Here is a 25,905-nt window from a genome sequence, read left to right on the forward strand (position 1 = left end):
TCTTTCGTTGCCAGACTAACAACCTCTATTTCTTTTCTGTTTCTGTAAGCCAGTCCCGGATTGGAATAATGAATGTGTCAATATCCCCTGCGCCCATCGTTACCAGAACATCCCGTCTTTTTTGTGTTAACACCTGCATCAAATCACTTTTACGGCAAAGTTGCTTCTCGGGTGACTTAATTTCGTTAAAAATTATTTCTGATGTCACTCCTTCTATAGGCTGTTCCCTTGCAGGATAAATATCTAAGAGTATAACTTCATCTGCTAAGCTAAGGCTTGTCGCAAATTCTGATGCGAAATCCCGGGTACGACTATACAAATGTGGTTGAAAGATTACAGTTACCTTCCGATCCGGATATAAAGCCTTTGCTGACTTAATAAAAGCTTCTGTTTCTGCCGGATGATGAGCGTAATCATCAATATAGATTGTTGAATCACTCCGATAGATATATTCAAACCTGCGCTTCACTCCCAGATATGTTCGCAAACCTTCCCGCACATTGGTTTCAGATACACCCAGCAATAAAGCTACTGCTGCTGCTGCTGTAGCATTCTCTACATTGTGAAATCCAGGAACCTGGATCTGCAGATCTTTAATTTTACCATTGGGTGTATCCAGATCAAATGTGAAATAAGGAGCCTCAATACGGATATTTATTGCTGAAAAGTCTGCTGGTTGTCCACAGGCATATGTGTATCCGTGAACATGCTCAGGAATTGCTAATTCCAGTCCTTTTTTTACGATAACAACTCCATCATTTTTGATCTGGGCCACAAACTCATGAAAGGATTTTTTTATTTCATCGTGAGTGCCATAAATATCCAGATGGTCAGCATCCATAGAGGTAACTACTGCCACATTTGGAAATAGGGTCAAAAAAGATCTATCAAATTCATCAGCTTCTGCTACAACCAATGGATCTTCATTACTGTCTGCCTTGCCCAATAATAAATTTGTGCCATAGTTTTGGGTAATTCCTCCCAGAAAAGCTGTACAGTTTTTTCCTGCTGCCGTCAAAAGATGGGCAGTCATGGAGGAAGTTGTGGTTTTACCATGGGTGCCAGAAATGCCAATGGTAAATAAATCCTGTGTGATTCGCCCCAGAATCTGTGAACGTTTCAATTCAGAAAATCCATTGGTTCGGAAGAAAATCAACTCTTTATGATCAGATGGAACTGCAGGAGTATATACAATCAGACAGTTCTGAGGGGCCCGGAATGATTCCGGAATAAGATTTACATCATCAATATAATGAACAGCGATACCTTCTTTTTCCAACTGTTCTGTAAGAGTAGTACGTGTGCGATCATAGCCAGCCACTTCGCATCCATAGTGACGGAACCAGCGAGCCAAAGCACTCATACCTATGCCTCCAATACCGATAAAATAAACTCTGGAAATATCTTTTAAGTACAAGGTTCGTAAGGGTTATTTGATTGGCGCAAAGGTAGTGAAATTTCGCGTATGGTTTTTTGCGAAAAAACAGGTTTTTAATTTTGTTTTATAGAAAGAACGAATAGCAATACTTTTTATTTAATTCCTTAATGCAAGTGTGACAAAAATTATAGTCATGTTTTTTATATTGTTCTTTCTTCTATCTATCTGTTAGTCAAATTGAAATGGCAATAAAGAAAAAAGAAACCTATTCAAAACAACAAAAAGATCACATAGTAATAAGCAATTCTCCTGTATTCCTTAAAGATCACTCTGTTATGATTACTAAAAAACTTATGTACAATTTTAGATGTATACTGTATAAGGTATACGGTTAAAAGGATATTACCAAAAAAACTTTTGTACATAATGGTAATATCAAAGACATTCACTTTGTATCAGGTAATGCGAAGAAAGGAGTATTGGGAGTTAGTATGGAAGTAAAGAATAATGGATGTAGATCTAACATATAATAGGAAAATACATACAATTCTCAATTTGCAAAGTGGAGAAGTATACACTATGTTAAAAGGGAAATATTAATTTTCCAATTAAAGTTTGCTTTATAATTATTTTCTCACCTAATTTCAAGTATAAGAAAGTACTATCTCTTTAACCCAAACCAGGTCATTTTTATGAAAATAACAGTTGTAGGTGCAGGAGCTGTCGGAGCTACCACCGCTGATAATATTGTTCGTCGCGAGCTGGCAGAAGAAGTTGTATTAGTAGATATCAAAGAAGGATTAAGTGAAGGAAAAGCATTGGACATGTTTCAGACAGCCACGTTGCTGGAATTTGATACCAAAATCACCGGTTCAACAAATGATTACAGTAAAACTGCCGGATCAGATGTAGTGGTAATTACATCAGGTATTCCACGCAAGCCAGGAATGACCAGGGAAGAGTTGATCGGGACCAATGCCGGAATTGTAAAATCAGTAGTAGACAACGCCTTAAAATATTCGCCAGATGCCATATTTGTCATAGTCTCTAATCCTATGGATACTATGACGTATCTAACATTGAAAGAATCTGGACTACCCAAAAACCGGATCATTGGTATGGGAGGTATTCTGGATAGTTCACGCTTTAAAACTTATCTGTCATTGGCTATAGGATGCCAGCCTAATGATCTGCATGCTACTGTAATTGGTGGTCATGGAGATACAACCATGATTCCATTAACCCGACTGGCAACCTATAATGGAGTACCTGTAAGCCAATTCTTATCAGCAGATCAATTAAAACAAGTTGCAGCAGACACAATGGTGGGAGGAGCTACACTAACTAAGCTGATTGGTACATCTGCCTGGTATGCCCCTGGTGCTTCTAGTGCGCTGCTGGTAGAAAGTATTGTCAGAGATCAGAAACGTGTATTCCCTTGTTGTGTTTATTTGGATGGAGAATATGGTCAAAGTGATATTTGTCTGGGCGTTCCGGTAGTGATTGGCCGTACAGGATGGGAGAGGATTATAGACTATAAACTAAACTCGGAAGAGCAAGATGCATTTAGTAAGTCGGCTGATGCAGTACGTAATATGAATAACGTTTTAGCTACATTATCTCTGTGAAATATAAAAAAGGATAAAAGCCTGTATATAGGCTTTTATCCTACAAAAGATTTTATAGTCTTCCATATAGAATTTGTAAGATTATTTACATCTGGAGATACACGGAATCTTAAGATAAGAAATCCAAAAACAAGCAAGATCAATACAGAGCGTAAAAATAATGTAAGGATTACCTGTAATGTATTTGCTGTTGGAAAAGGCAAAAAAAGAATACTTGCTAAAGTAATAGCTGTTATAACGATTATGCTTAGAGTTTGCCTACTAAAAGGATGAATTTTAAATTTATCCCATACATACCAAACCCGTACAGAACAATAAACCAGAGTTGTTAGTGAGGTTGCCCATGCTGCACCATTGATATCATATAACGGAATGAGAATCTTGTTTGCTGCAATACTAAAGATAGCCATAATGATTACAAAAGTTGTAATTACACGATAATAAACAGAGTAAAGTAGTATTTCAGCATTTAAGCCCGTTGACATATCTAGCAGTTTCGCAATACAAATACTTAGGACTACATACTTGCCTTCACTAAAAACATCTTTTCTTGGTATAATACTAAATATCTCATCAATATTGCACCAAATACCCAGAAAAAATAAACAGCCAATAATAGCCTGATTAAGAGCTGTCTTCTGATATAATTCTTTCATCTTTCCTATGTCATTTTGTTGGATTGCGGCAGACAGAATAGGAACTGAGATTTGTGTTAATGTTTTTTTGGGTATCTCAATAATACTGGCGATATAAGTAGTGATTACAAAAATCCCTGTACTTCTAAGCCCACTTTCGCCGGCTAGCATTACTCTATCTACAAAGAGCACAATGTTTTGCCCAAGTCCTCCCAGAATGATAAATGTACCAAAAAAAAACATAGACTTAAATAGACTCCCTTGAAAATAACGCTTATCAAATGCAATAAAGAGCTTACCTAAATTCTTAATATATAGAAACAAAATAATAACTCCAATTCCATACGAGGCTACAAGCAGATACATCATAAGCTGAAAATCAATCCAGCCAAATGCGAAAATAAGAATCAACAGTATGTTTGCAATCTTCAGATATATTTCACGAACAATAGTAGGAACTGTAATACGGGCATGATTGCGACAATATACCTCAAGTACAGAAATATAAACCCAGAAAGCAGTTAGGGGGATACTCAAAAAATGATACTGGAGAATTAAAGGAGATTCTTTTGAGAAGTAATTGGCAATGACATCCTGAAAAAGCACATACAAACCTGTAAATGCTAGTATACCCAGCAATGGATACAGTAATAAAAACACCAAAAAGCCATGATGTTTCTGAACTTCGTTTCGGAATTGAGAAAAGAATTTATCAGCAATGTAAGGAGTTCCTAAATGTGAAATTGCTGCAAAGAGTATACTATTTTCAAGCAAAAGCCTGGATAAGGCCATTTGCTCTACAGAAAGATATTTTGTTGAAACAAAGAGTTGATTAATTACTCCAATTCCTACTCCAATATATGCAACAATGCTAGCCTTAAGACTCTGACGAATGATGACACCCATGAAATTATATTTTTATCCCTACTCTGCCTGTGTAATCAATTCTGTTTAAAAGCATTGTTACATTCTTTTCTTTAAAATAAGAGTCCACTGCTTCTCTGGCACCCTGCCAATGTCCATAATCGTCAATAATTAATACCCCATTTTTAGAAAGTATTGGGAAAAGATGTAACAACTCGTGATATGTAGAATCATACCAATCAGTATCTAATCTTAACAAAGCAACCTGATCAGGTATTACTCCTGGAATGGTATCTTCTACCTTACCTTTTACAAATTTTATATTATCAGGTGAATATCCTGTACCCAATATATTTTTCTGTACTTCATCCAAGGGTGAATAGCACCAAGTATTTTCCTGTGTGGTTTGGCTATCCTTCCAAGTACCAAATGCAGACTCTCCATCTATCGTTTTATCCTTAGTTGTAGGCTCTGACATTCCTTCAAATGTATCATATAGATATATCTGACGATTAGTAATTCCACGAGCAAGTAAAGTATAAATCATTACCATTGTACTCCCTCCTTTCCAGACACCACATTCTACAATTGCTCCTGTAATATTCTGTGAAATAATGTATTCAGTTGCTTTATAGGCAGCATACATTCGTTCTACAGATGTCAGTGTATAAGGACGACACTTTTTATAAATCTCAATAAACTCCTCCTCTAGTTCATTCCCAACAATTTCATTATAGATTTGTTGCTTATGGCTAATAACTCTTAATCCAGATTTATGAAGGATGTTTTTCAGAAGTGTTTTAATCATGATAAGTAGATAGAATTTATAAATAGGTTGTTACAAAGTAAAACAGGTAAAATAAATAAACAAAAGATCTTGATTTTTGAGCAAATGCAAAATAATTATCACTCTAATAAGCAGCACTTATCTTACTCTGAATTTGCTGATCAAAACCATTACTACGATCTTATTCTTCTTTGCAACTTATACTTTTTTTAAAACAGCTGTCAATTTTTGAATCTGCAATTTCATATCATATTCATGAATCATCTTTTCTCGGGCTTGAGCCCCCATTTGGCTCGCCAAAGCTGGATTCTCGAGTAATGTTATCATATGACTAGCCATAGTTCGAAAATCACCTTCATTTACAAGGAGGCCTGTTACACCATGTGTCACAGCATCCTTTATACCAGCATGGGTAGTACTTACTATTGGTAAACCCATAGAAGAAGCTTCTAAAACAGATGTAGGAGTTCCTTCTGAATCATTATTTACTGGATTAAACATGGAATGTTGTACAAAAAGTCTTGCTTGTTTCAGATAGGACATTATCTCATCAGGCGTTTTAATACCAACTAATTGGATAGAGCTTTGCAATCCCATCTCCTGGATCATTTGCTGGCACTCATCCCATAGTTCACCCTTTCCAATCATAACAAGTTTTGCATTCGGGCATTTTTCGAGAACAAGCTGAAATGCTTTAATCGTGAGATGTGGTGCTTTTTTAGGCGTAAAACGTCCCACTGCAACAACCAACTGTTGAGCATTTTCAGGATCAGCACCCCTAAACTTCTCTGTAATGACTCCACATGAAATAAAGTGCACCTTTTTTTTATCGGCTCCTAACTCTACCAATTGATTTACCATATCTCTGGATACAGCAACAATTGCTTTGGCATATATGAAAACTTTTTTATAGGAAGAACCGTATTGTTCAAGCGTGTTCTTATCAAAGGCATCAAAGCCGTGAAAATGAACAACTAATGGGATATTTCTTTTCTGACAAATATCCAAAACACTACATCCTGTTATTCCATACTCAGCTAAAACAACTTCTGGCTGTATTTTTAACAAATACTTATCGAGAAAGGAGTTATATAATGAAGGATAGAGGCCTGAGAATACTCTCTTTGTAAAAATACGTATAGGCTCAGATAGTGGAAAATCAAAAATTGATTTATCAGATTGATCTAAATATGGTCTCCAACCTCCTGTTAGTGTTGCAACTGGTTTTAAATATGCTTTATGATATTGAATGAATGTTTCAGAATACGCTTCTTTATTAGGATATAAAAGACAAAGTTTCATTTCTTGGCCCTCGCTACTACTATATATGTACAGGCATCTGCATCCTTACTTTTTTGTGAGGTTGTTTTATCAAACAAGCCAATGAGAGGTTGCATAAAGAGTGCCAATAGTGGACGTGAAAATTTAGGAATTTTAAACAAAAATCCATCTTGGAAGAGTTGTAAGCCCATCGCAGCTCTTCCAATAATGCCTTTGAAATAGATAACCTCAAATCCATTTTCTGATATGAGCTTTTGTAATCCGGCTGATGTCCAACGCCAATAATCTGTAGGATCAGGATGAAACATCCAATATCCATGTGTTGTCAAGATGAGCATTCCATCTGATTTCAAGATCCTTTTGGCTTCTGAAAGATAAAATGGAGGGTCTACCACATGTTCTAATACTTGAGTTGATAATACAATATCAACTTCATTATCTCCCATCTGAATTTTACCTGTTGGAGTAATATGGATAGCAGCCCGTTTATTCTCTTCCAAATCTATACCGATATACTCTTTTACATGTGGGTGTAGAAGAGGTTGGTATGGAGTATTTCCACAGCCATAGTCGGCAAGAACCAGGTTTTTTGAATTTTTTAAAAACTTTTGAATTACTGTTTCAATCAATTTACGTAATTGAATTAAATAATACCACCTAGGATTTAAAAAACCAGGATATAGTCTCTGAACGCCCTCTTCCCGTTCATGCATAAGAAATAAAAATGTTATTTAAGTGAAAACAATTCTCAAAACTACGTATTAAAAAAAGATCTTCAAAGCTTGAAACTTTTGTCACAATAGAATCTTTATCAGTAGTTATATATCTATCAGTATTCAATAATGAAAAATATACCTGTATAATCTATTATACACTAAAACGATGTGTAAATTTGGCCAAAATTTAAATTATGGAAGATATTATTCGTATTGGCACCCGAGGGAGCGCATTAGCCTTGTGGCAAGCTTACCATATTTCAGACTTGTTAGCTAGTGGGGGATTATCTACTGAAATTGTTAAGATAGAAACACAGGGCGATAAGATCCTGGATCGGTCACTCTCCAAGATTGGTAGCAAAGGTGTATTTACAGCTGAGTTGGAAGATGCTTTGTATACTAATCGAATTGATATTGCTGTGCATAGTGCCAAAGACTTGCCCTCTGAATTACCAGATGGATTAGAAATTATTGCTTTTACAGAGCGGGAACGTGTAAATGATGTACTTGTAAGCTTTAATAAAGAGATTTCACTCACAGATGGCAAGCCCTGGATAATTGGGACTTCATCCACACGTCGTGTAGCAATGCTTCAGCATTATTATCCTTACTTAAAAACAACAGATATGCGAGGCAACCTGCAGACCAGAATGAGAAAACTGCAGGAAGGTCAATGTGATGCACTAGTATTGGCCTTTGCAGGAGTACATCGTATGGAGTATGACGAGCATATTGTGGCTTATCTGCCTACAGATACCTTTACACCCGCGGTAGGGCAAGGTAGTGTAGCCGTTGAGGCTTCTGTAAAGTTGGAACCGTCAAAACGCCAGAGAATCCGGACCTTGGTTAATCACCCAACTACTGAGATAGCACTTCGTACAGAACGGGCTTACCTTAAAAGACTACAGGGAGGATGTAGCATTCCTTCTTTTGGATTGGCTAATTTTGATTCACAGGAAGATACAGTAACGTTACAGGCAGGTATTATTAGTTTGGATGGAACACGGCTGGTTGCTAAATCTCTGCAACAGTCCTCTGCTAATGCTGAATTAATGGGCTATCAAATGGCTGATGAGATTTTAAACTCTGGTGGTGCAGAAATTTTGCGCAAGATCAGAGAACAACAGATGCTTAATAAATAAAAAATCAGGAAGAACCATAGTAACATATGGTTCTTCCTGATTTAAGTAAGTGCAAGTTGTGTTAACAATTGTTTCATATAGTTTGCAGATTCTGCTGATCCTTCCGCTGGAGCCCAAGGGGCAAACTGTTTGTCATTTAATACATTATAAGGGCCATCTTTTAACTCATATACTACCGTTCCTGCTTCTAATGTAATTAGTGTATGATACGTACGAGGAGGAATTTCCAGGCCAAAGTTGCCTTTTAATGGATTTAACTCCATATGATCAATGATGTTGCCCATATCATCAAAGGCTATCACAAGTAATCTGCCCCGCAAGATTAAAAATGCTTCTCTTTTATCTGGATTTTCATGCTTGTGAGGGTGTACATATGTTCCTGGCTCCATCGCATTCAACATTCGATTCAACAAGTCATCGGGTGTATGATGGAAATTGTGATTCATTCTCAAGCGTAGTGACTTCTGGGCTTTTTCCGACACCTGATCTAACAAAGCTTGGTTGATAGGTATAAACATTATGGATAGTATGTTTGATTCTTTGTAAAGATATGGCTTAATATAATATATAAGATTGATATATTTAAGTTTTGTCATTCAATAAAACTTTTCAATCAAGTTAGTCAATCTGGCTATAGATAAAGACTTCCCTGATAAATACTTTTTGAAAAGAAGACGTTTTATCCTACCTTGCATTGTTTATAATAATTCTAAATACCAACATTAAATTAAATACCATTGGATTCCTCACAGGTTAAGACCATAGCAGATTTGCGTAAAGGTGAAACCGCTATTATATCTAAGATTGTTGATAATGAATTGGCATTGAAGCTTTTAGAAATGGGCTGTCTGCCAGGTGAATCTGTTACGCTACAACATATAGCTCCATTAGGAGATCCTATCTGTATTCGGGTTTCTGGCTATAGTTTGTCGTTACGTAAGAGGGAAGCTTCTGCAATTCAACTAGATAATGGCAAAAGTCATTCAGAACCATCCAATAATCATACTTCTGTGAGGGAAACCTCTAACTGGGTTTCATAATTTATTTAGTTAATTAGCTTGTTGTACCTGTGAAGTCTCATTATAAAATAGCATTAGTAGGAAATCCTAATGCTGGTAAGTCATCATTATTTAATCAACTAACTGGTTTAAGTCAGAAAGTAGGTAACTTTCCTGGTGTTACCGTTGATAAAAAAACCGGAACATGTCATCTCAATGATGTACATACTGCTGAAATAATTGATTTACCTGGTACATATAGTCTCTTTCCAAAGTCGCCGGACGAGCAGGTTGTTACAGATATACTTCTTAATCCCAAAGATGAGTGGTATCCTGATATGATTGTTGTAGTAGCTGATGCCTCTAATCTGAAACGTAATCTGTTATTATTTAGTGAAGTCAAAGACTTAGGAATTCCCGTTTTGCTGGCACTCAATATGATGGATGTAGTAAAGAAATCTGGTTTCCATATAGATCTTTCCTCTTTACAAAATAGCTTGAGAGTAGCAGTTATTACAACTAATGCACGTAGTGGAGAAGGGATTAAAGAATTAAAGCAGCAAATTATTACTACTCTTTCAGAAAAGAAACCACAATTATCTTCAGAAATCTTTGTTGATACTATTCAATTTCCGGAAGGTCTTACACAAAATATCCGGTCAAAGTTTGCTCTGCCTAATGACTATACAGCCGTTCAGTATGCACATCAGGCACAGGATGCTCACTTTCTGGATGATCAATCCCAACAATTTCTTGAGGAACAGAGACAAAGATATGGTTTTCAATCCCGCCAATGGCAAACAGAAGAGACATTGGCCCGCTATGCTAAAATTCGCCGGATTGTATCTGATGCAGTACATAAACCTTCTGCCTCTAAACAAAATCCTCTCACCACTCAATTAGATAATATACTCCTACACAGAGTCTGGGGATTTGTTATTTTTTTTGCTATTCTATTTTTAATCTTTCAGGCTATTTTTGCCTGGGCTCAATATCCAATGGATTTTATTGATGCAGAGATTGCTCAATTCACTGGATGGTTACATTCTGTATTACCACAGAGTATGTTAACAGATTTGCTTACAGATGGCCTTATTGCAGGTGTTGGAGGTGTCCTTATCTTTATTCCTTATATTGCTATCTTATTTGCTTTTATCAACATATTAGAGGAGACGGGATATATGGCACGTGTGGTCTTTATTACGGATCGTATCATGCGTACTTTTGGATTGAATGGTAAAAGCGTTGTACCACTTATTTCCAGTGTTGCCTGTGCTGTTCCTGCTATTATGGCTACCCGTAATATTGACAACTGGAAAGAACGCCTTATTACCATTATGGTCACTCCATTAATGAGTTGTTCGGCTCGAATACCTATCTATACTATTCTGGTTGCACTGGTTGTACCAGAACAAAAAGTGTTTGGTATATTTAACCTTCAGGGTATTATACTAATGGCGCTTTATCTACTGGGCTTTGTTGCGGCACTTGTTTCTGCATGGATTATGAAATTTTTTCTTCAGCGTAAAGATCGTAGTTTTTTGATCATGGAACTTCCTGATTATAAAACACCCAGATGGGGGAATGTAGGCTTGACAATACTGGAGAAAGTAAAAACATTTGTATTTGAGGCAGGCAAGGTAATTGTTGCTATCGCCACTGTACTATGGGTACTGGCTTCTTATGGGCCAGGTAATCAGATGGCTGAAGCAGAACAAGCTGTTCGGAGCCAGGCTAAAGAATCGACAGAACTGGAAGATCATGTTGCCGCAGCAAAGTTGGAGGCATCTTATGCAGGGCATTTTGGTAAATTTATCGAACCGGCAATACGTCCGCTGGGATATGACTGGAAAATAGGGATTGCCTTGATCAGTTCATTTGCGGCTCGGGAGGTTTTTGTTGGAACTTTATCTACTATTTATAGTGTAGGTAGTGAAAGCGAAGATATGACTACTATTCAGGATCGGCTTCGTTCTGAGGTTAATCCCCAAACAAATGGTCCTATGTATACACCAGCAGTAGCTTCTTCGCTTCTTCTATTTTATGCATTTGCCATGATGTGTATGAGTACTCTCGCAACGGTCTACCGCGAAACCAAAGGGTGGAAGTGGCCTATCATTCAGCTTGTATATATGACAGGTATTGCTTATCTGTCTGCATTTATTGTATATACTATTTTAAAGTGAAATTTTAAGGTTATATGAAAGCAATCTGGAACGGACAAATTATTGCAGAAAGTGATCAGACTATTGTCGTAGAAGGAAATCATTATTTCCCCCCACAATCAGTTCGAACAGAATTTTTTATACCTAGTTCAACTCATACTACCTGTCCATGGAAAGGAATTGCCTCTTACTACACGCTAGATGTTGAAGATAGTCAAAATAAAGATGCTGCCTGGTACTATAAGGAACCTAAGGAAGCCGCTCAACAGATAAAAGATTATATAGCGTTTTGGAAAGGCGTAAAAATAACAGAATAGTTTACCCTTACTTATCTCCTTGCTATTAGTATGTAGAAGTACTTGTGTCTAAAAGGTAGATTTGCCTACTTACAGTTTATTATCTTGTATTTCCATGATTCAAGTAGAGACGGTTACCAAATACTTTGGCAATAAAGTTGCTGTTAATGATGTTTCCTTTGAAGTTTCCAAAGGAGATACATTGGTCTTACTTGGCACAAGTGGTTCTGGAAAGACAACAACTCTACGAATGATCAATCGCCTTATTGAGGCTGACAAAGGCGATATATTTATTTCTAATCAGTCTATATATTCTCAACCTCCTGAGACCTTAAGAAAAAATATTGGTTATGTAATCCAGCAGGTGGGATTACTTCCTCATTATACAATTGCAGAAAATATTGCAATTGTCCCTAAATTACTGGAATGGAAAAAAGAGGACATTCAATTGCGAATATATGAATTATTACAAATGTTTCGTCTTCCAGAATCTGTTCTGACACAGCATCCTTCTCAACTTAGTGGTGGTCAGCAACAACGGGTGGGTTTAGCAAGAGCCCTCGCAGCCGATCCTCCTATTTTATTAATGGATGAACCCTTTGGTGCTTTAGATCAACTAACAAGAAATGCCATTTGTAAGGAATTTAAAATGTTGGCTGCTCTCAAAAATAAGACCATTGTATTGGTGACTCATGACATACAAGAGGCATTTGAACTTGGTGATAAAATAGGAATAATGGACAATGGACACATCCAGCAAATGGGTTCTTCTCAAGAGTTGCTCTTAACGCCTTCCCATGCTTTTGTGACCAAATTTTTGTCAGATCATCGGCTGATCTTAGAAATGAAAGCTACTAAGCTAAAGGAATTTTTTCCATTTGAGTCAGCATCCTCGAAATTATTAGATCAAACAGAAGAGATCACAGCAGATGCGTCTTTGTGGGATGCATTACAAAAGATTGCTGCCATAAATCATAAGAAGGCTTCATTTTTGAAAATGAAATCAGATAACACATGGTATCTTGTGGATACAGAGAAAGTGTGGCAAAAATTCTACATAAATAATTTTTTGGGTAGTAAAGAGAAAAAATAACCATGAACTCTTATTCTATAAGAATACATTTTAACAATTTGATAATAATATAATTTTTTATAACCAAGTAACTAAAAAATTATATTGCTCCTTTATAAACTATGTTTGTAACTTACCATAGAGTAAGTTAAATGTCATTAGTATATAACATTTTCTTAGTAAACTCTAAGAGATTGAATCTAAAGTACTGTCTGGCGTTATTATTGGATTAAATTTTTCTTGTATCTTCGGATTGCTTGCTGCCAATTGGCATAAACATCCTAAAATTAGTGAATTGTTTACAGTTAAACCGTTTCAACAAGCAATTCTATCAATAGTATCTAATTTCTATTCCCCAGCTTTCGTTTCTTTGAACATTCTCGTTTACCAATTCTCCCCATTAAAGCATTAAGTATGTTATTGCAGTAATCAAAGGAATATGCCTGATGTATATGTGTATAGTAAGATGGAAAAATTATATTCTAGCTTGTTTACCAGATATAATAACACTCTCAGAAAATTACCAATACTATTAAATTACCAGTAATATTTCTTACTGTTAGGAATTTAATATAAAATTAAGAATCAATAGGATACTTATAGTAATCCTTTTTAATTCATACTAATTAGAACTATTGTGCTCTTTTAAATCCAAAAATTATATTTAAGTTTGTGTGAGCCTTCTGTTAAAATATCTTTGAGTTTTTATAAAAGCTTTATATGGTTAATATATTTACCTATACACTTTTTAAAAGACTAATTTCCGTTTGAAGGATAATAATATAAAACCAAATCTAAGCAAGGCATTATTTTTACTACAGATTAGTAAAATACTTATCACTTATACAACCTCGCCTCTTTGCTTTACGTATATAGTTCAGAAAAATGCTATGTAAAAGAGGAATGTGTGGTTTTAAGTGATTATATCTATCAATTTATTTATGTAATAATCTGAGCTGTGTAGCCTCATGGTTTGTTTAACAAACCTTTTTTATATAAAAATGGAATATCAACTCAAAACCCCAGTCATCTTCATTATTTTTAATCGGCCTGATACAACAGAAAAGGTTTTTAATGCGATACGAGAAGCAAAACCTAAACAGTTATTGGTTGTGGCAGATGCGCCCCGACCAGATAGGCCGGAAGATATTGAAAAATGTGCTGCTACACGTGCAATCATTAATCGCGTAGATTGGGACTGTCAGGTCCTGACCAATTATTCAGAAGTCAATCTGGGTGCTGGTAAAAGACCAGCTACTGGTTTTGACTGGGCATTCAGCATCGTAGAAGAAGCTATTATTCTTGAAGATGATTGTCTTCCAGATCCTAGTTTCTTCAGATTTTGCGAAGAATTACTGGAGCGTTACAGATATGATTCACGTGTTATGTGTATCTCCGGACAGAACGTACAGTTTGGTCAAAGTAGAACTCCTTACAGTTACTATTTCTCACGATATAATCACGGATGGGGATGGGCAACCTGGCGTCGTGCGTGGCAACATTTTGATTTTCAAATGAAACTTTGGCCAGAGGCTCGGGAGAACAATTTGCTGGCAAGCGTTTTCGAAAATGAAAAAGGATTAAAGAACTGGACTGATACTCTTCAAAAAACATATGAAGGACAATTACCTGCTTGGGATTATCAATTTACGTTTGCGTGCTGGATGCAAAATGGGCTTAGTATATTATCAGATGTAAATCTGATCTCTAATATTGGCTTTGGTGAAGGTGCTAGTAATACTATGGATACACATAGTCCATATAATGCCGCAAAGACTTATCCAATGACATTCCCATTAAAACATCCTCCCTACCTGATTAGAAACAAAGAAGCGGATGCTTTTACTGAAAATACCCTATTTGATTATCACCCAAGTATACTTAAAAGAGTAAAACGCAAGCTACAGAAAGTGCTTTTGTAACCAAGCCGCTATGAAAATCTTACACTTTAATCAACGGGATGACGGAGGTGCAGGTCGGGCAATGATGCGCCTGCATCAGGGGCTACGAGCTAACAAAGTTGAATCATTTGCTTTTGTACAGGTCAAGACCTCAGATGACGAGTGGGTTTCATCCCCCCAATCTCTGATTGGTAAACTTTCTGCAAAACTTAAACTTAGCGAACATATTGCGCATCTTCCGCTACGTTTATACCAGGATAAGACGGATGGACATTTTTCTCCGTCTTTTGCACTTGAATCCCCTGTAACAGTCATTAAAGAACGTGATCCGGATATTATTCATCTTCATTGGATTAATCACGGATTTATTAACATTGAAGCACTTGCCAAGCTGAATAAGCCGATAGTATGGACACTTCATGATATGTGGCCTTTTACAGGAGGTTGTCATTACAGCAATGAATGTACAGCATACAAAAGCCAATGTGGAAGTTGTCCTGCCTTAGGTAGCCAGAAAGAAAATGATCTTTCCCGAACTATCTGGAAGCGCAAAAGTAAAGCATGGAAAAATCTGAATCTTACAATAGCTGCTCCCAGTAACTGGATGGCGAATTGTGCAAGGGAAAGCTCTCTATTTGGTGAGTTACCAATAGAAGTGATACCTAACGGGTTGGATACAAGTGAGTTTAAACCTGTTGACAAAAAAATGGCTCGCCAATTGATGAATCTTCCACAGGATAAACATCTGGTTTTATTTGGAGCGGCCAATGTACAGGATGTGCGAAAAGGAATGCATTTACTATTGCCGGCATTGGACAAATTGCATAGTAATGGATTAAAAGATAAAATAGAGTTGATGGTGTTTGGTGCAGCCTCTACTCAAATGCAGGATGTGGAGTTTAAGATTAATTCTCTGGGACGCTTGAATGATAACATTTCACTATCTCTGGCATACTCTGCAGCAGATGTATTTATAGCACCATCTCTGGAAGATAATCTTCCAAATACGTTGGTAGAATCATTAGCTTGTGGAACACCTGGAGTTGCATTTAATGTTGGTGGAATTCCAGATATCATTGATCACAAACACAATGGTTACCTGGCTACACCGTTTGAACCAGAGTCTCTGGCAGAAGGTATCCGGTGGGTATTACAGGCTGATGAGAGCCATGCACTACGTATTAATTCTTATCAGAAAGCAGAACAAATGTTTGAGTTATTATCACAAGCTCGTCATTATAAAAAGTTATACGATACTATTCTCGCAAAGAAAAAATAATTAAAAGAAAGGGCTGGTATTTTAATAGTACCAGCCCTTTCTTTGATTAAAGAGAGTATAAGTATATCATCAGCTTTAAGCGTTATCTTTTTTCCATTCCTGAAAACGTTCATCTATTTTTTTCTTCATAAGATCATAGTTCTCCCAACTATCTTCTACATGATACATAGTAGGGTATGACTTACATAAAGTTGCAATGTAATCGTCTACATAATCTCCTATCAGGTAATAGTCTTCAGAGAAGTCATTTCCTTCCTTATTAAACATATCAGGACCGAGATGTCCATCCCAGATCTCACTTAGTACAGTGCAGCTTATCTGACGATTCTGAAAACGAAACATTTGAATTTCAGATTCATCTAGAAAGAACTCACTATAGAGATGATTCTCAATCATCCAGCCAATGTATATCCCAATATGTAAATATGCTTGCTCTATAGGCAATTCACTGGGAAATTTTCCTAAAAAGTGCTCTTTCGCCTGATCGTAAACCGTAGCAGCCTGAGAATTTGTCTGATTCTTCATAGATAAAGGAATGATTCAAAAGAATGCTAAAATTAACTATTTTCTTTGATACACTATCTATCAGGTTGCAATTCATATAGCTATTTATCAACTATATAAGTAAGATTGCAAGAGTTTTGTAGAAACATTGGGGTCAGATTACTATTTATATTAACACATTTTTAGTAATTTGAATTTGATTCTTTCTTTTTTACAATCATAAGTGTTAGTCAATGGCAGTTTTTGAGGCTGTGACTTATTCTTTGCAAATTTTTTTGCAGATAAATGGCAGTGTGTCTTTTTTCTTCTTTTTCTCTTAAAAACAATTATGCGCATTTCCGGCAAATAGCTGGAACATTGTTGGTTATTGCCATTTGCATAGTAAATGTAAGTGTGCTGGCTGCCCAAACCCCCAATGTGGATACATTAAATGCACAGTCACAAAGGCTCCTTGAAAACTCTCCCGAACAATCCCTCCGGTTAAGTTTACAGTCAGTACAACTTTCCCTCAAAACAAATTATTTATCGGGTCATACAAAAGCACTTAATCTGGCAGGCTTAGGATATTACCACCTTAATAACTACAAGAAATCACTTCAATATTTCTCTCAAGCCTTAGATAAAGCCCTGGTACGTAGACAAGACCCGGAAGCTGGGGATGCTTATGAATATCTTGGGCAGGCTTATTTTGGGTTTGGGGATTATGATCAATCTCTAAGTCTGTTTTTTAAATCCTTACGTATTCGTGAAAAAATTCGGGATAAAAAAGGCACTGCTCAATCTTTAACTCTGATAGGTAGTGTATATGAGGCTTCTGGAAAGCTGGATAAAGCACTGGAGTATTACCAGAAAGCATTAAAATTATGGACTACATTGGAAGATGCTACAGGCCTTGCAATAGTATATAATCATTTGGGACAGTTATACGATAAACGTTCTGAATATAGCCATGCCCTGGAATATCTGACAAATTCCCTGTCCATCTATCAGAAACAGAAATCGGAGCGAGGGATCAGTCAGGCTTTACATTCTATAGGAGAGGTCTATTTCCATCAGAAAAAATATGACTTTGCGATCAATTATTATTTTCGGGCTTTAAAACGAGAGCAACGTCTCCAGCTTTTGCATGCGGTAGCACGCAGTTATAACAGCATTGCAGCTTGTTATTATGAAACAGGCAAATATCAACAGGCTATATTTTATTATGAGAAAGCGATTGTGAAAGGTCGCAGGGCACAAACCAGGGATCCGCTAATGAATGCTTATCTTGGACTTGCTTCCAGTCAGGATGCCTTAAAGAATTACAAAGAGGCATATAGTAACCATCGTATTTATAGTCAGATCCGGGATTCTATATTCAATGCCCGGACAAATGTTGAAATTGCAGAGGTAGAGGCCAAATACTTGCTTGAAAATCAACAGCAGGAAGTTGAGCTTCTCAGAAAGGAGAAACGTATTAACACAATTACATTGCGAGAAAACAGAAACCTGACATACCTGATGGGTGTATTGCTGGTTGCACTACTATTTTTAGCAATAGTATTAATAAGTCGCTTTAGGATTAAACAACGCTCAAGTCATTTACTGGAAAACAGAAACCAGATTATTTATACCCAGAATGTAGAATTGCAGGAGACCAATCTGAAACTTACCGAGTCAGAAGCCAGTTTGCGTAGTTTGATTGCAACTAAAGACAAGTTCTTTACAATCGTTTCACATGATTTACGGGGGCCGTTAAATTCGCTGGCTGGTCTATTTCAGGTACTGATAAAACATATTGACCATTTTGATAAAAACGAACTGAAAAAGTTTGTTCAGGATATGAATACCAGTGTAAAAAGTGTATTGGATTTAGTTGAAAACCTTCTGCACTGGTCCCGAACACAACGTGGTGGTATCCGATATGAACCGGAGCTACTTTTACTAGATGATATAATTCATGAATTACTATCAACAGTAGGAGTAATGGCCTCCAACAAAGGAGTACATCTTTTAGTAGATGTATCCTCAGATAATCATATCTATGCAGATAAAAACATGTTATTGTTTACTCTTCGAAATTTAGTTGATAATGCTATCAAATTTTCGCACATAGGGGGAAATGTGATTATTTCAACGAATTACAAAGATAACCTGATCGAAATCTCTATCGCTGATAACGGAATCGGTATTTCACCGAATGATTTGCAGAAACTATTCAGGATAGATACATACCATACTACAAATGGTACAGCTAATGAGAATGGAACGGGGTTAGGTCTGATATTATGCCAGGAATTTGTAAACAGAAATGGTGGCGAAATTGGAGTTGTCAGTGAAGTAGGAAAAGGTACTACATTTTGGTTTACAGTACCAGCCCAAGTACTAGTGTCCACAGAAAGACAATAATTGTTTTCCTTCAACTTTACTCTTTAACAATTCTCCTGAGAAATTGTAAGTTTTTGTACTTTTGCTAAAAGTTTTATCAAAAAGATTTCTCTATGTCTGAAGTTATCGCCAACAATATCAAATATCTTCGTAGGATGAACGGGTTAACACAGGAACAATTTGCCCGTAAGATTGGAATAAAACGATCCTTGTTAGGTGCTTATGAAGAAGGTAGAGCAAATCCAAATCTGGAGAATCTTACTAACATAGCTAAGATTTTTGGTACTACAGTAGATAATCTGATAAAGAATGATATTCGGAACTTACGGGAAAAGCAAGGGATACCTATACCTCAGCCTGCACCACAGTTAATGGAACCAAATGATCCTAATCCTCCTAAACCTGTAGCATCCATTATCGACAAATATTATCAGCCACAAGCTGAGAATCCGATACTTACTTCTCCAACATTTACACCTACACATAAGACTGAACCCGTTAATACTAATACACCCTATACTCCTCCATCTAATGATTTGTTCCAAAAGCCACAATCTTCTCTGTTTCAGAAAAGTCTGAATGAAGAGGTTTTCTGGATTGCTCAAAAAGATGTTGCGGGCTATCTTACAGGTTATGCATACAAAGACTATCTGGAAAAGCTTCCTCAGCTTTCACTACCTACTTTGCCATCAGGAAAATATCGGGCATTTGAAGTGGGAAGTGATTTTCCTGTAGCCGGAGCTACTGTAATTGGAGAATTTACTCCTAACTGGTATGATATTCGGGATGGACAACACTATATTATTGTATTACACAAACAAGGTATTTTATACAGACGTATTTATAACCATGTAAAGATCAAAGGAACAATTCTGTTGTTGTCAGACTCTGCAACTATTCCTACCATTGAAGTGCCTGTAAAAGACGTATTGGAATTATGGGAAGCACGCCAATATATTGGCTTATCAATGCCAGAGCCTAAGACTTCTTTGCCGCTGGAAAGACTAATGGCATTAGTAGCCGAGCTGCAGCGAGAAATAGAAAGTCTTCAAAAATAAGCAAATACTTATCTGTAAAGGTTGACGTTCATTCTTGTTAAGAAAGTTTGTTTTTGTGCATCTCAACTTCTTGTTGTAATGTATTTATCTTCTGCTGCATTTCACTTTCTTTTATTTTTTGTTTATCAAGCACTTTCTGCATAATCTTCTTTTGCGACTCAATCAGTGCATCTGCCCGTGCTTTTTCTTCTTGTTTTGTGCGTTCAATCTCACCATTCTTTATCTGAAGTTCTTCTTTGGTCAGTTGAATCTCCTCCAGTGTTGCCCGTAATGTTTCTTCTTGCTGGCGTAATTGTTCCTCATTTCTATGAGCTTCATGCAATAGCTGTTCAATTTCAAGTTGTTTTGTTTCCATCTCCCGCCGGGTAATTTCCAGTAACTCCAAACTATTTACAAGATCACTCTCTCTTACTTTTGATTGAGCATATAACTCCTCCATCTCTCTTGTTTTTCGCTCCATTTCTTCTTGTGTTGCCGCCAGTTCTTCCATGTTCTGGCGCATTTCTTCTTCCTGACTGCGCATTTGCTCAGTTTGCCACTGAGATGCTTCCAATAGTTGTTTGGTTCTTTCGTTGATTCTTGTAGTTGCAATCGTAGAGGCAATACTTTCTCCTATTTTTTCCAGAAATTCCCGTTGATATAGAGGAATTTCTTCAAATGATGCTATTTCTAGTACACCTTCAACTTTGTCATTTACTTTCAGTGGAATAATTGTTAAACAGGTAGGATTCGCTTTGCCTAACCCGGAGGTAATCTGGATGTAATCCTGAGGAAGGTCTGTTAAGTATAATGTGTCAATTTCCTGTACTGCTTGCCCTACCAGACCTTCACCAATTTCAAGGCGCTTTTTTAGGTATTTCTTTCGTTCATAAGCATAACAGGCAATCAGTTCAATAAACGCATCCTGAGTATTCTCACTTTGAACCAGAAATAATCCTCCCTGGTTTGCGTTGATGTATTTTACCAGTTTGGAAATTAGTATTTCATAGAGATGGACTGTATCATTACTCTCTTTGCGTAATATATCTGCAAACATGGCAAGTCCATCTGATACCCATTGCCGCTGTTGATTTATACGTTGATTCTCTTCTACTTCTTTAACATAGCTATTCAGCTTCTCTTCTTTCTCCTGTAGTAAAAGTTGCTGAGACTGCATTGTATCAATTAGTTTACTACTATTTGTAATAGTATTCTGATGGCTTTTTTGCAAAACGTATAATCCTGCTGAAAGAACCATAATACTAGTAAACGCATATAAGAAGATCTGTTCTGATGTTTGAATAAAAGAATAATCGACTCCTGTTTCAATCCAATCTCCTCCAATATGAATGCACAACAGACAAATGATATGAATACTTAGTGTAAATGTAAGCTTCCATCTTTCTGAAAGATCAAATAATAGCCAGGGAATGATTGTGATAATGACCATTACAATGATTAAACCTGTTATATATTCTCCATTGGAAGGTTGGAGCAAAATATACAATAATGTGGTAGATATACTTGTAAACAAGCAAGTCATTATTCTAGAAAAAGAATAAAAGCCAAAGGCATTAAGAGCCACAATTACTGCAAAAAACACAGAGTTAACTATGTAACCATTTCGTAAGACATCCGAATGATTATAGGTAACCAAAACGTTCACAAAGGAAGCCACAAAGCCAATCAATGCAACTGAATTAGATATGCGAATCTTATCCTGTATATACTCGGTTTGAGTTGCTTTGACACCAGTACTGGTAATAATGGTTAATACATTCATTTGATTACCCGTTTGCCTTTAAGAAAAGGAGATTTAAACAAATTTCATGATAACCGATCTGAAATAAGAATCATATACAGTACTTTTATTACACATATGGCATTTGTTTATATTATGTTATTGATAGTACTTTATAATGATTTTCTTTAATAAGGTTAAGTTTCTTTGAGTAAGATCCTGTTAGTTATACTAAATGGTTGTAGGATGCTAAATATAGAGTTGAATATAGTTTCTATGCAGGATAAGTAATTGCACTTCTACACGTAACAGATTGAATACGCACTATAAACTAGTGTAAATCAGAAAAATAATATTTTCTCTGAAATTTATCAGATAGATAAAGATGTGAGATTTTGACAGAAGAATTAATAAGTTACTTAAGGATCTACAAATTTGTTACCAATCAAACTTATATCGATTCAGGAAAGATAGATGATTTATATCATACTCTAGATCTGCAATAACAAACTACCTACCTAGTTTAGGTAAAGAAAACGTGAATATAGATCCTTTGCCTTGTTCGCTGGTTACACGAATTGTACCATTGTTCTTTTCCAGAAGTTCCATGCAAAGTATAAGTCCAAGGCCGGAGCCTTTCTCATTTGAAGTCCCTAGTGTTGTAAAATGATTACCTAGCTGAAAAAGCTTATCAGTTGTGTCTGCATCCATTCCTATTCCATTATCTATAACAGATATTTCTACCTGATCTGGTGTTTCTTTTGCCTGTATCTTAACTGTTCCTGATTGATTGGTAAACTTGATGGCATTCACCAAAAGATTTCGCAGTACCATCATAATCATCTGATCATCTGCAAATGCATACGTTCTGGGTGATACCTGATTTTTAATTACTATGGCTTTGTCTGCTGCCATGGTTGCAATTTGTGCCACACTTTCATTGGTAAGATTGTATAGATCTACAGGGGCTGGCATAAAGTCAAGACGTCCCATCTGGAACTTCGCCCAACTAAGCAGGTTCTCTAATAGCTTCTGTAGGTTCTGTGCTGCCTTATGCAGATGTAATGTCATTGATTTTTGATCTGTTTCGGCTAGATTCGGTTCGAGTAGAAATTCAGAAAGGCGTACAATATTTGATGTTGGACCTCTTAGATCGTGGCTAATGATTGAAAAGAATTTATCTTTATTCAGATTCAGTTCTGTTAGATTAGACTCTACTTTCAAACGTTCTTCTCTATCACGGAAAAATATAAAGAGACTAACTATGCCAAAAAGTAATGCAATGCTTACAGATACAATATTTAAATACAAGGATCTTTTTTGCTGTTCAATAGCCGCTCTACGAAAATTATTCATTTTAAGCGTTTCCAATTCTGCCAGCTGAGCAGCAGTCTCTTTTATTTTGACAACATAAACAGAATCTGTTAGTGTGTTTTTTTTGAGGCTTTGATTTTGTTTTATCTTTTCCCACCTGTCTGTTACCAATTCTCCCAGAGCAGTAATGTTTACTGTTTGATAAGGATCTGTTACAACTCTAAGTGCTATAGTATCAATTAAGTTTTCAACATTTTGATAATCAATGCTGTCTTTTTGTTTATTATGGGTGTAAGCTACTCGGGTTGCTTCGTTGAGAAGAATAGTGTGCATCAACTTTTCTGTATCATTTATTACTTCTTGAGATGCCATCATTTTTTCCAGATCACTATCCTGATTATAAAAACTTTTGTAGCTCAGATGCAATACAACCGCTAGAATAACGGTCACAACTAACAGTACAATAAGTATAAGACGGTTTTTGGGTGGATTTTTTACAGATATGAATTTGTTAAAAATCTCTATTATTTTTTTCATTATTCTCTGCTGTCGAAATAAGTATTATTAAAAATACATTTAATTACAGGCCATTAACTGTGCAAAACATATCATTACCTTACATTTTACAGAGAAGTTGTGAGTTAAGTATTTAATCAAAAATAGATTATTTGCAAACGAGAAGCAAACAGACAATCTATTGAAAATGAAAGTGATAAAAAAGAGTTGCTTTTTGTGGTTATTACTTCTGTTTTGCATGTTTACAACATACTTTCTTTTCTTCTTACCTTTGATACTATAAATAGACTCTAACCTACATCTGATTTTCTGTCATAAACATGAATGCAACAAATTTTCCCAATATAATTATACGGAAGGGTACACAGGAAGATATTCCTTCCATGCTGAAATTAGTGAAAGAATTGGCTGAGTATGAAAAAGCTCCAGACGAAGTAGAAAACACAGAAGAAAAAATGCTGGAAGATGGTTTTGGGCCACAACCTATATATGGATTGATTGTTGCGGAATTGGAAAAAAAAATAGTAGGAATTTCTGTCTACTATTTTAGATATTCTACCTGGAAGGGGAAGCGCTTATATCTGGAAGATATCGTGGTAACAGAGTCACATCGTGGAAAAAAAATAGGACGCATGTTATTTAATGCAACCATGCAGGTTTCATTGGAGACAAACTGTAATGGAATGTTATGGCAGGTCTTAGACTGGAATACTCCTGCTATTGAATTTTACAAGAAATACAATGCACATTTTGATGGGGAATGGATTAACTGCAGCCTTAGTAAGTTACAGATTCAAGAACAACTTTCCTTTGCAAAGCCGGATTAAGCAATAGTATTGTCGTTATACTATTCTGGGCTTACTAAATAATAGTAGATATTTTTTAATTTTGCCTCTGTTGAAAAAATATTTTTACATTGATAGCTTGCTGTTATTCAATAGAGTATTTGTACTTAAACAAATAATAAGCTTTAATAACAGAATACTACCTGGTTTTATTTTGCGTTATTCTAAAATAGTTAGAATAAAATATGTTATTTTTGCATAAGTAAAGATTTGTTTATAGGCAAATTTTAATTTTATAAAGAAAAAATTATATAACTAATTACAGGTACCAAATTTTATTTTTTCACCCATGGCTTTCAAACTTGATCAGATAGACCGTAAAATACTTGAAATTTTACAGGCTAATGCCAAAATTACAAATGCACAACTTTCCAAAGAGATAGGCCTTTCTCCAGCGCCAACACTCGAAAGAGTTAAGAAACTCGAAACTGCCGGGCTTATACGAAGCTACCATGCCCAATTAGATACAGAGAAAATAGGTTTAGGTGTTACCACTTTTGTACAGGTAACTCTTGTTGGCCATAGAAAGTCATATATTGATGCTTTCGTACGTAAAATTAGTGATATTGACGAGATTATAGAATGTCACCATATCACAGGTAGTGGTGATTTTTTGTTAAAAGTGATCACAAAAGATATTCCTTCTTACCAGAAATTAATGCTGGAAAAGGTAAATGAAATTGAAGAAGTAGACAGTACTCAGTCAATGGTGATTCTGTCTACTTTTAAGAACAGCAAGGTGCTACCAATCCCGCCTGATAAGTAATAACTCTTATAGGGTTCTCTAGTCTGATAAAAAAATATTTTTTCATCAGATGCCTATCTTTGTTTTCAACTTCAACTATTTTACCTCCTTTGACTACACCAGATCCTCAACCATGGAAGGTCCTGGCATCCGAGTATATTGCCAAAGAGCCTTGGTTTACTGTTCGCAAAGAAAAAGTAGAAATGCCTAATGGCAGCCAGATTGCATCGTATTATGTATCTGAGTTTCCGGACTGGGTTAATGTAATTGCTGTTACAAAAGATCAAAAGATAGTGCTTGTAAAGCAATACAGGCATGGTATAGGTAAAGTGAGTTATGAGCTTTGTGCAGGTGTATGCGACCCTACAGATAAGTCTCCATTAGAAAGTGCTCAGCGTGAGTTGATGGAAGAGACAGGATATGGAGGAGGTAGCTGGCAGGAGTGGATGGTCATATGTCCTAATCCAAGTATACAAACAAATTACACGCATTGTTTTCTGGCAACAGATGTAGAATGGCTTCAGGAACCAACATTGGAGCATACGGAAGATATAACGGTGCATTTGCTCTCAAAGCAGGATGTGAGAGCTCTGTTAAATAACAATGAAATTTTACAGGCCCTGATGGCGGCTCCGCTTTGGAAATATCTGGCGCTATTTCCTTAAAGTATAAAAGAGAAATAGGCTATACTTAG

General features: G+C 36.2%; 22 protein-coding genes. 13 read left to right on the forward strand and 9 right to left on the reverse strand.

Features of this window, described 5'->3' with window-relative positions:
* Nucleotides 1-25 precede the first annotated feature (25 nt).
* On the reverse strand, nt 26-1,417 hold the full coding sequence (gene murC / locus QNI15_RS12130; RefSeq protein ID WP_314001131.1) for a UDP-N-acetylmuramate--L-alanine ligase: 1,392 nt from the start codon (nt 1,415-1,417) through the stop codon (nt 26-28).
* Nucleotides 1,418-2,070: 653 nt separating this feature from the next.
* Between murC and mdh the strand changes: the two genes are divergently transcribed.
* Nucleotides 2,071-3,006, forward strand: a complete 936-nt coding sequence (gene mdh / locus QNI15_RS12135; RefSeq protein WP_314031946.1) for a malate dehydrogenase — start codon at nt 2,071-2,073, stop codon at nt 3,004-3,006.
* A 35-nt stretch (nt 3,007-3,041) separates the two neighbouring features.
* Here the strand turns inward: mdh and QNI15_RS12140 are convergent, their stop codons facing one another.
* The 4 genes from QNI15_RS12140 to QNI15_RS12155 all read right to left on the reverse strand — a co-directional run bounded on the left by QNI15_RS12140 (nt 3,042) and on the right by QNI15_RS12155 (nt 7,286).
* Complete coding sequence (locus QNI15_RS12140) at nt 3,042-4,547, reverse strand: oligosaccharide flippase family protein (RefSeq protein WP_314031948.1); 1,506 nt, start codon at nt 4,545-4,547, stop codon at nt 3,042-3,044.
* 4 nt (nt 4,548-4,551) lie between these two features.
* Nucleotides 4,552-5,313 (reverse strand): TylF/MycF/NovP-related O-methyltransferase, encoded by a 762-nt coding sequence (locus tag QNI15_RS12145; protein ID WP_314001136.1) that lies wholly within the window; start codon nt 5,311-5,313, stop codon nt 4,552-4,554.
* Nucleotides 5,314-5,490: 177 nt separating this feature from the next.
* Nucleotides 5,491-6,594 carry a glycosyltransferase family 4 protein gene (locus QNI15_RS12150; protein ID WP_314031949.1) on the reverse strand — a complete coding sequence of 368 codons (1,104 nt, stop codon included), beginning with the start codon at nt 6,592-6,594 and terminating at the stop codon, nt 5,491-5,493.
* Nucleotides 6,591-7,286 (reverse strand): class I SAM-dependent methyltransferase, encoded by a 696-nt coding sequence (locus QNI15_RS12155; RefSeq protein WP_314001140.1) that lies wholly within the window; start codon nt 7,284-7,286, stop codon nt 6,591-6,593. Before QNI15_RS12155 ends, QNI15_RS12150 begins: the two co-directional genes overlap by 4 nt.
* Before the next feature lie 197 nt (nt 7,287-7,483).
* On the opposite strand from QNI15_RS12155, the gene hemC reads away from it, so the two are divergent.
* Entirely contained in the window at nt 7,484-8,431 is a 948-nt protein-coding gene (gene hemC, locus QNI15_RS12160; protein ID WP_314001141.1) for a hydroxymethylbilane synthase, read from the forward strand.
* A 41-nt stretch (nt 8,432-8,472) separates the two neighbouring features.
* On the opposite strand, the gene QNI15_RS12165 is transcribed toward hemC, so the two are convergent.
* The gene (locus QNI15_RS12165; protein WP_314001144.1) at nt 8,473-8,949 is read right to left on the reverse strand and encodes a WbuC family cupin fold metalloprotein; all 477 of its coding nucleotides are present in this window, start codon (nt 8,947-8,949) and stop codon (nt 8,473-8,475) included.
* A gap of 219 nt (nt 8,950-9,168) precedes the next feature.
* Between QNI15_RS12165 and QNI15_RS12170 the strand changes: the two genes are divergently transcribed.
* The 6 genes from QNI15_RS12170 to QNI15_RS12195 all read left to right on the forward strand — a co-directional run bounded on the left by QNI15_RS12170 (nt 9,169) and on the right by QNI15_RS12195 (nt 16,142).
* Complete coding sequence (locus tag QNI15_RS12170) at nt 9,169-9,471, forward strand: FeoA family protein (protein WP_314001146.1); 303 nt, start codon at nt 9,169-9,171, stop codon at nt 9,469-9,471.
* 29 nt (nt 9,472-9,500) lie between these two features.
* A complete protein-coding gene (gene feoB, locus QNI15_RS12175) occupies nt 9,501-11,615 on the forward strand; it encodes a ferrous iron transport protein B (protein WP_314001148.1) in 2,115 nt (704 codons plus the stop codon).
* A gap of 14 nt (nt 11,616-11,629) precedes the next feature.
* Nucleotides 11,630-11,911, forward strand: a complete 282-nt coding sequence (locus QNI15_RS12180; protein WP_314001150.1) for a DUF427 domain-containing protein — start codon at nt 11,630-11,632, stop codon at nt 11,909-11,911.
* A gap of 94 nt (nt 11,912-12,005) precedes the next feature.
* Nucleotides 12,006-12,983: an ABC transporter ATP-binding protein gene (locus tag QNI15_RS12185; protein WP_314001152.1), complete on the forward strand. Its 978-nt coding sequence runs from the start codon at nt 12,006-12,008 to the stop codon at nt 12,981-12,983.
* 980 nt (nt 12,984-13,963) lie between these two features.
* A complete protein-coding gene (locus QNI15_RS12190; RefSeq protein ID WP_314001153.1) occupies nt 13,964-14,884 on the forward strand; it encodes a nucleotide-diphospho-sugar transferase in 921 nt (306 codons plus the stop codon).
* A 10-nt stretch (nt 14,885-14,894) separates the two neighbouring features.
* Nucleotides 14,895-16,142, forward strand: coding sequence for a glycosyltransferase family 4 protein (locus QNI15_RS12195; protein WP_314001155.1), 1,248 nt, complete (start codon nt 14,895-14,897; stop codon nt 16,140-16,142).
* A gap of 75 nt (nt 16,143-16,217) precedes the next feature.
* Here the strand turns inward: QNI15_RS12195 and QNI15_RS12200 are convergent, their stop codons facing one another.
* Nucleotides 16,218-16,667, reverse strand: a complete 450-nt coding sequence (locus tag QNI15_RS12200) for a DUF7832 domain-containing protein (RefSeq protein ID WP_314001157.1) — start codon at nt 16,665-16,667, stop codon at nt 16,218-16,220.
* 264 nt (nt 16,668-16,931) lie between these two features.
* Between QNI15_RS12200 and QNI15_RS12205 the strand changes: the two genes are divergently transcribed.
* Together QNI15_RS12205 and QNI15_RS12210 are read left to right on the forward strand one after the other, a co-directional pair.
* On the forward strand, nt 16,932-19,034 hold the full coding sequence (locus QNI15_RS12205; RefSeq protein WP_314001159.1) for a tetratricopeptide repeat protein: 2,103 nt from the start codon (nt 16,932-16,934) through the stop codon (nt 19,032-19,034).
* 92 nt (nt 19,035-19,126) lie between these two features.
* The gene (locus QNI15_RS12210; RefSeq protein ID WP_314031950.1) at nt 19,127-20,071 is read left to right on the forward strand and encodes a helix-turn-helix transcriptional regulator; all 945 of its coding nucleotides are present in this window, start codon (nt 19,127-19,129) and stop codon (nt 20,069-20,071) included.
* A 37-nt stretch (nt 20,072-20,108) separates the two neighbouring features.
* Here the strand turns inward: QNI15_RS12210 and QNI15_RS12215 are convergent, their stop codons facing one another.
* Together QNI15_RS12215 and QNI15_RS12220 are read right to left on the reverse strand one after the other, a co-directional pair.
* Entirely contained in the window at nt 20,109-21,833 is a 1,725-nt protein-coding gene (locus QNI15_RS12215) for a GAF domain-containing protein (protein WP_314031952.1), read from the reverse strand.
* A 468-nt stretch (nt 21,834-22,301) separates the two neighbouring features.
* A complete protein-coding gene (locus QNI15_RS12220; protein ID WP_314001165.1) occupies nt 22,302-23,642 on the reverse strand; it encodes a sensor histidine kinase in 1,341 nt (446 codons plus the stop codon).
* Between the two features lie 299 nt (nt 23,643-23,941).
* Here QNI15_RS12220 and QNI15_RS12225 point away from each other — a divergent pair, with 299 nt between their 5' ends.
* From QNI15_RS12225 to QNI15_RS12235, 3 genes are all read left to right on the forward strand, one after another.
* Nucleotides 23,942-24,448, forward strand: coding sequence for a GNAT family N-acetyltransferase (locus QNI15_RS12225; protein WP_314031953.1), 507 nt, complete (start codon nt 23,942-23,944; stop codon nt 24,446-24,448).
* Between the two features lie 307 nt (nt 24,449-24,755).
* Nucleotides 24,756-25,232, forward strand: a complete 477-nt coding sequence (locus tag QNI15_RS12230; protein ID WP_313976947.1) for an Lrp/AsnC family transcriptional regulator — start codon at nt 24,756-24,758, stop codon at nt 25,230-25,232.
* A gap of 59 nt (nt 25,233-25,291) precedes the next feature.
* A complete protein-coding gene (locus QNI15_RS12235) occupies nt 25,292-25,876 on the forward strand; it encodes an NUDIX hydrolase (RefSeq protein ID WP_314031954.1) in 585 nt (194 codons plus the stop codon).
* Nucleotides 25,877-25,905 lie beyond the last annotated feature (29 nt).

The organism is Xanthocytophaga flava, assembly GCF_030068545.1.
In the GTDB taxonomy this organism is placed as follows: Bacteria; Bacteroidota; Bacteroidia; order Cytophagales; family 172606-1; genus Xanthocytophaga; species Xanthocytophaga flava.

Excerpts from the sequence above, each read along its gene's own strand:
- QNI15_RS12140 (WP_314031948.1), bottom strand. The coding sequence starts at position 4,547 with ATGGGTGTCATCATTCGTCAGAGTCTTAAGGCTAGCATTGTTGCATAT.
- QNI15_RS12195 (WP_314001155.1), top strand. The coding sequence starts at position 14,895 with ATGAAAATCTTACACTTTAATCAACGGGATGACGGAGGTGCAGGTCGG.
- QNI15_RS12180 (WP_314001150.1), top strand. The coding sequence starts at position 11,630 with ATGAAAGCAATCTGGAACGGACAAATTATTGCAGAAAGTGATCAGACT.
- QNI15_RS12150 (WP_314031949.1), bottom strand. The coding sequence starts at position 6,594 with ATGAAACTTTGTCTTTTATATCCTAATAAAGAAGCGTATTCTGAAACA.
- QNI15_RS12165 (WP_314001144.1), bottom strand. The coding sequence starts at position 8,949 with ATGTTTATACCTATCAACCAAGCTTTGTTAGATCAGGTGTCGGAAAAA.
- QNI15_RS12205 (WP_314001159.1), top strand. The coding sequence starts at position 16,932 with ATGGCAGTGTGTCTTTTTTCTTCTTTTTCTCTTAAAAACAATTATGCG.
- QNI15_RS12200 (WP_314001157.1), bottom strand. The coding sequence starts at position 16,667 with ATGAAGAATCAGACAAATTCTCAGGCTGCTACGGTTTACGATCAGGCG.
- QNI15_RS12185 (WP_314001152.1), top strand. The coding sequence starts at position 12,006 with ATGATTCAAGTAGAGACGGTTACCAAATACTTTGGCAATAAAGTTGCT.
- QNI15_RS12190 (WP_314001153.1), top strand. The coding sequence starts at position 13,964 with ATGGAATATCAACTCAAAACCCCAGTCATCTTCATTATTTTTAATCGG.
- QNI15_RS12220 (WP_314001165.1), bottom strand. The coding sequence starts at position 23,642 with ATGAAAAAAATAATAGAGATTTTTAACAAATTCATATCTGTAAAAAAT.
- mdh (WP_314031946.1), top strand. The coding sequence starts at position 2,071 with ATGAAAATAACAGTTGTAGGTGCAGGAGCTGTCGGAGCTACCACCGCT.
- QNI15_RS12230 (WP_313976947.1), top strand. The coding sequence starts at position 24,756 with ATGGCTTTCAAACTTGATCAGATAGACCGTAAAATACTTGAAATTTTA.
- QNI15_RS12215 (WP_314031952.1), bottom strand. The coding sequence starts at position 21,833 with ATGAATGTATTAACCATTATTACCAGTACTGGTGTCAAAGCAACTCAA.
- QNI15_RS12145 (WP_314001136.1), bottom strand. The coding sequence starts at position 5,313 with ATGATTAAAACACTTCTGAAAAACATCCTTCATAAATCTGGATTAAGA.
- QNI15_RS12225 (WP_314031953.1), top strand. The coding sequence starts at position 23,942 with ATGAATGCAACAAATTTTCCCAATATAATTATACGGAAGGGTACACAG.
- hemC (WP_314001141.1), top strand. The coding sequence starts at position 7,484 with ATGGAAGATATTATTCGTATTGGCACCCGAGGGAGCGCATTAGCCTTG.
- QNI15_RS12155 (WP_314001140.1), bottom strand. The coding sequence starts at position 7,286 with ATGCATGAACGGGAAGAGGGCGTTCAGAGACTATATCCTGGTTTTTTA.
- QNI15_RS12210 (WP_314031950.1), top strand. The coding sequence starts at position 19,127 with ATGTCTGAAGTTATCGCCAACAATATCAAATATCTTCGTAGGATGAAC.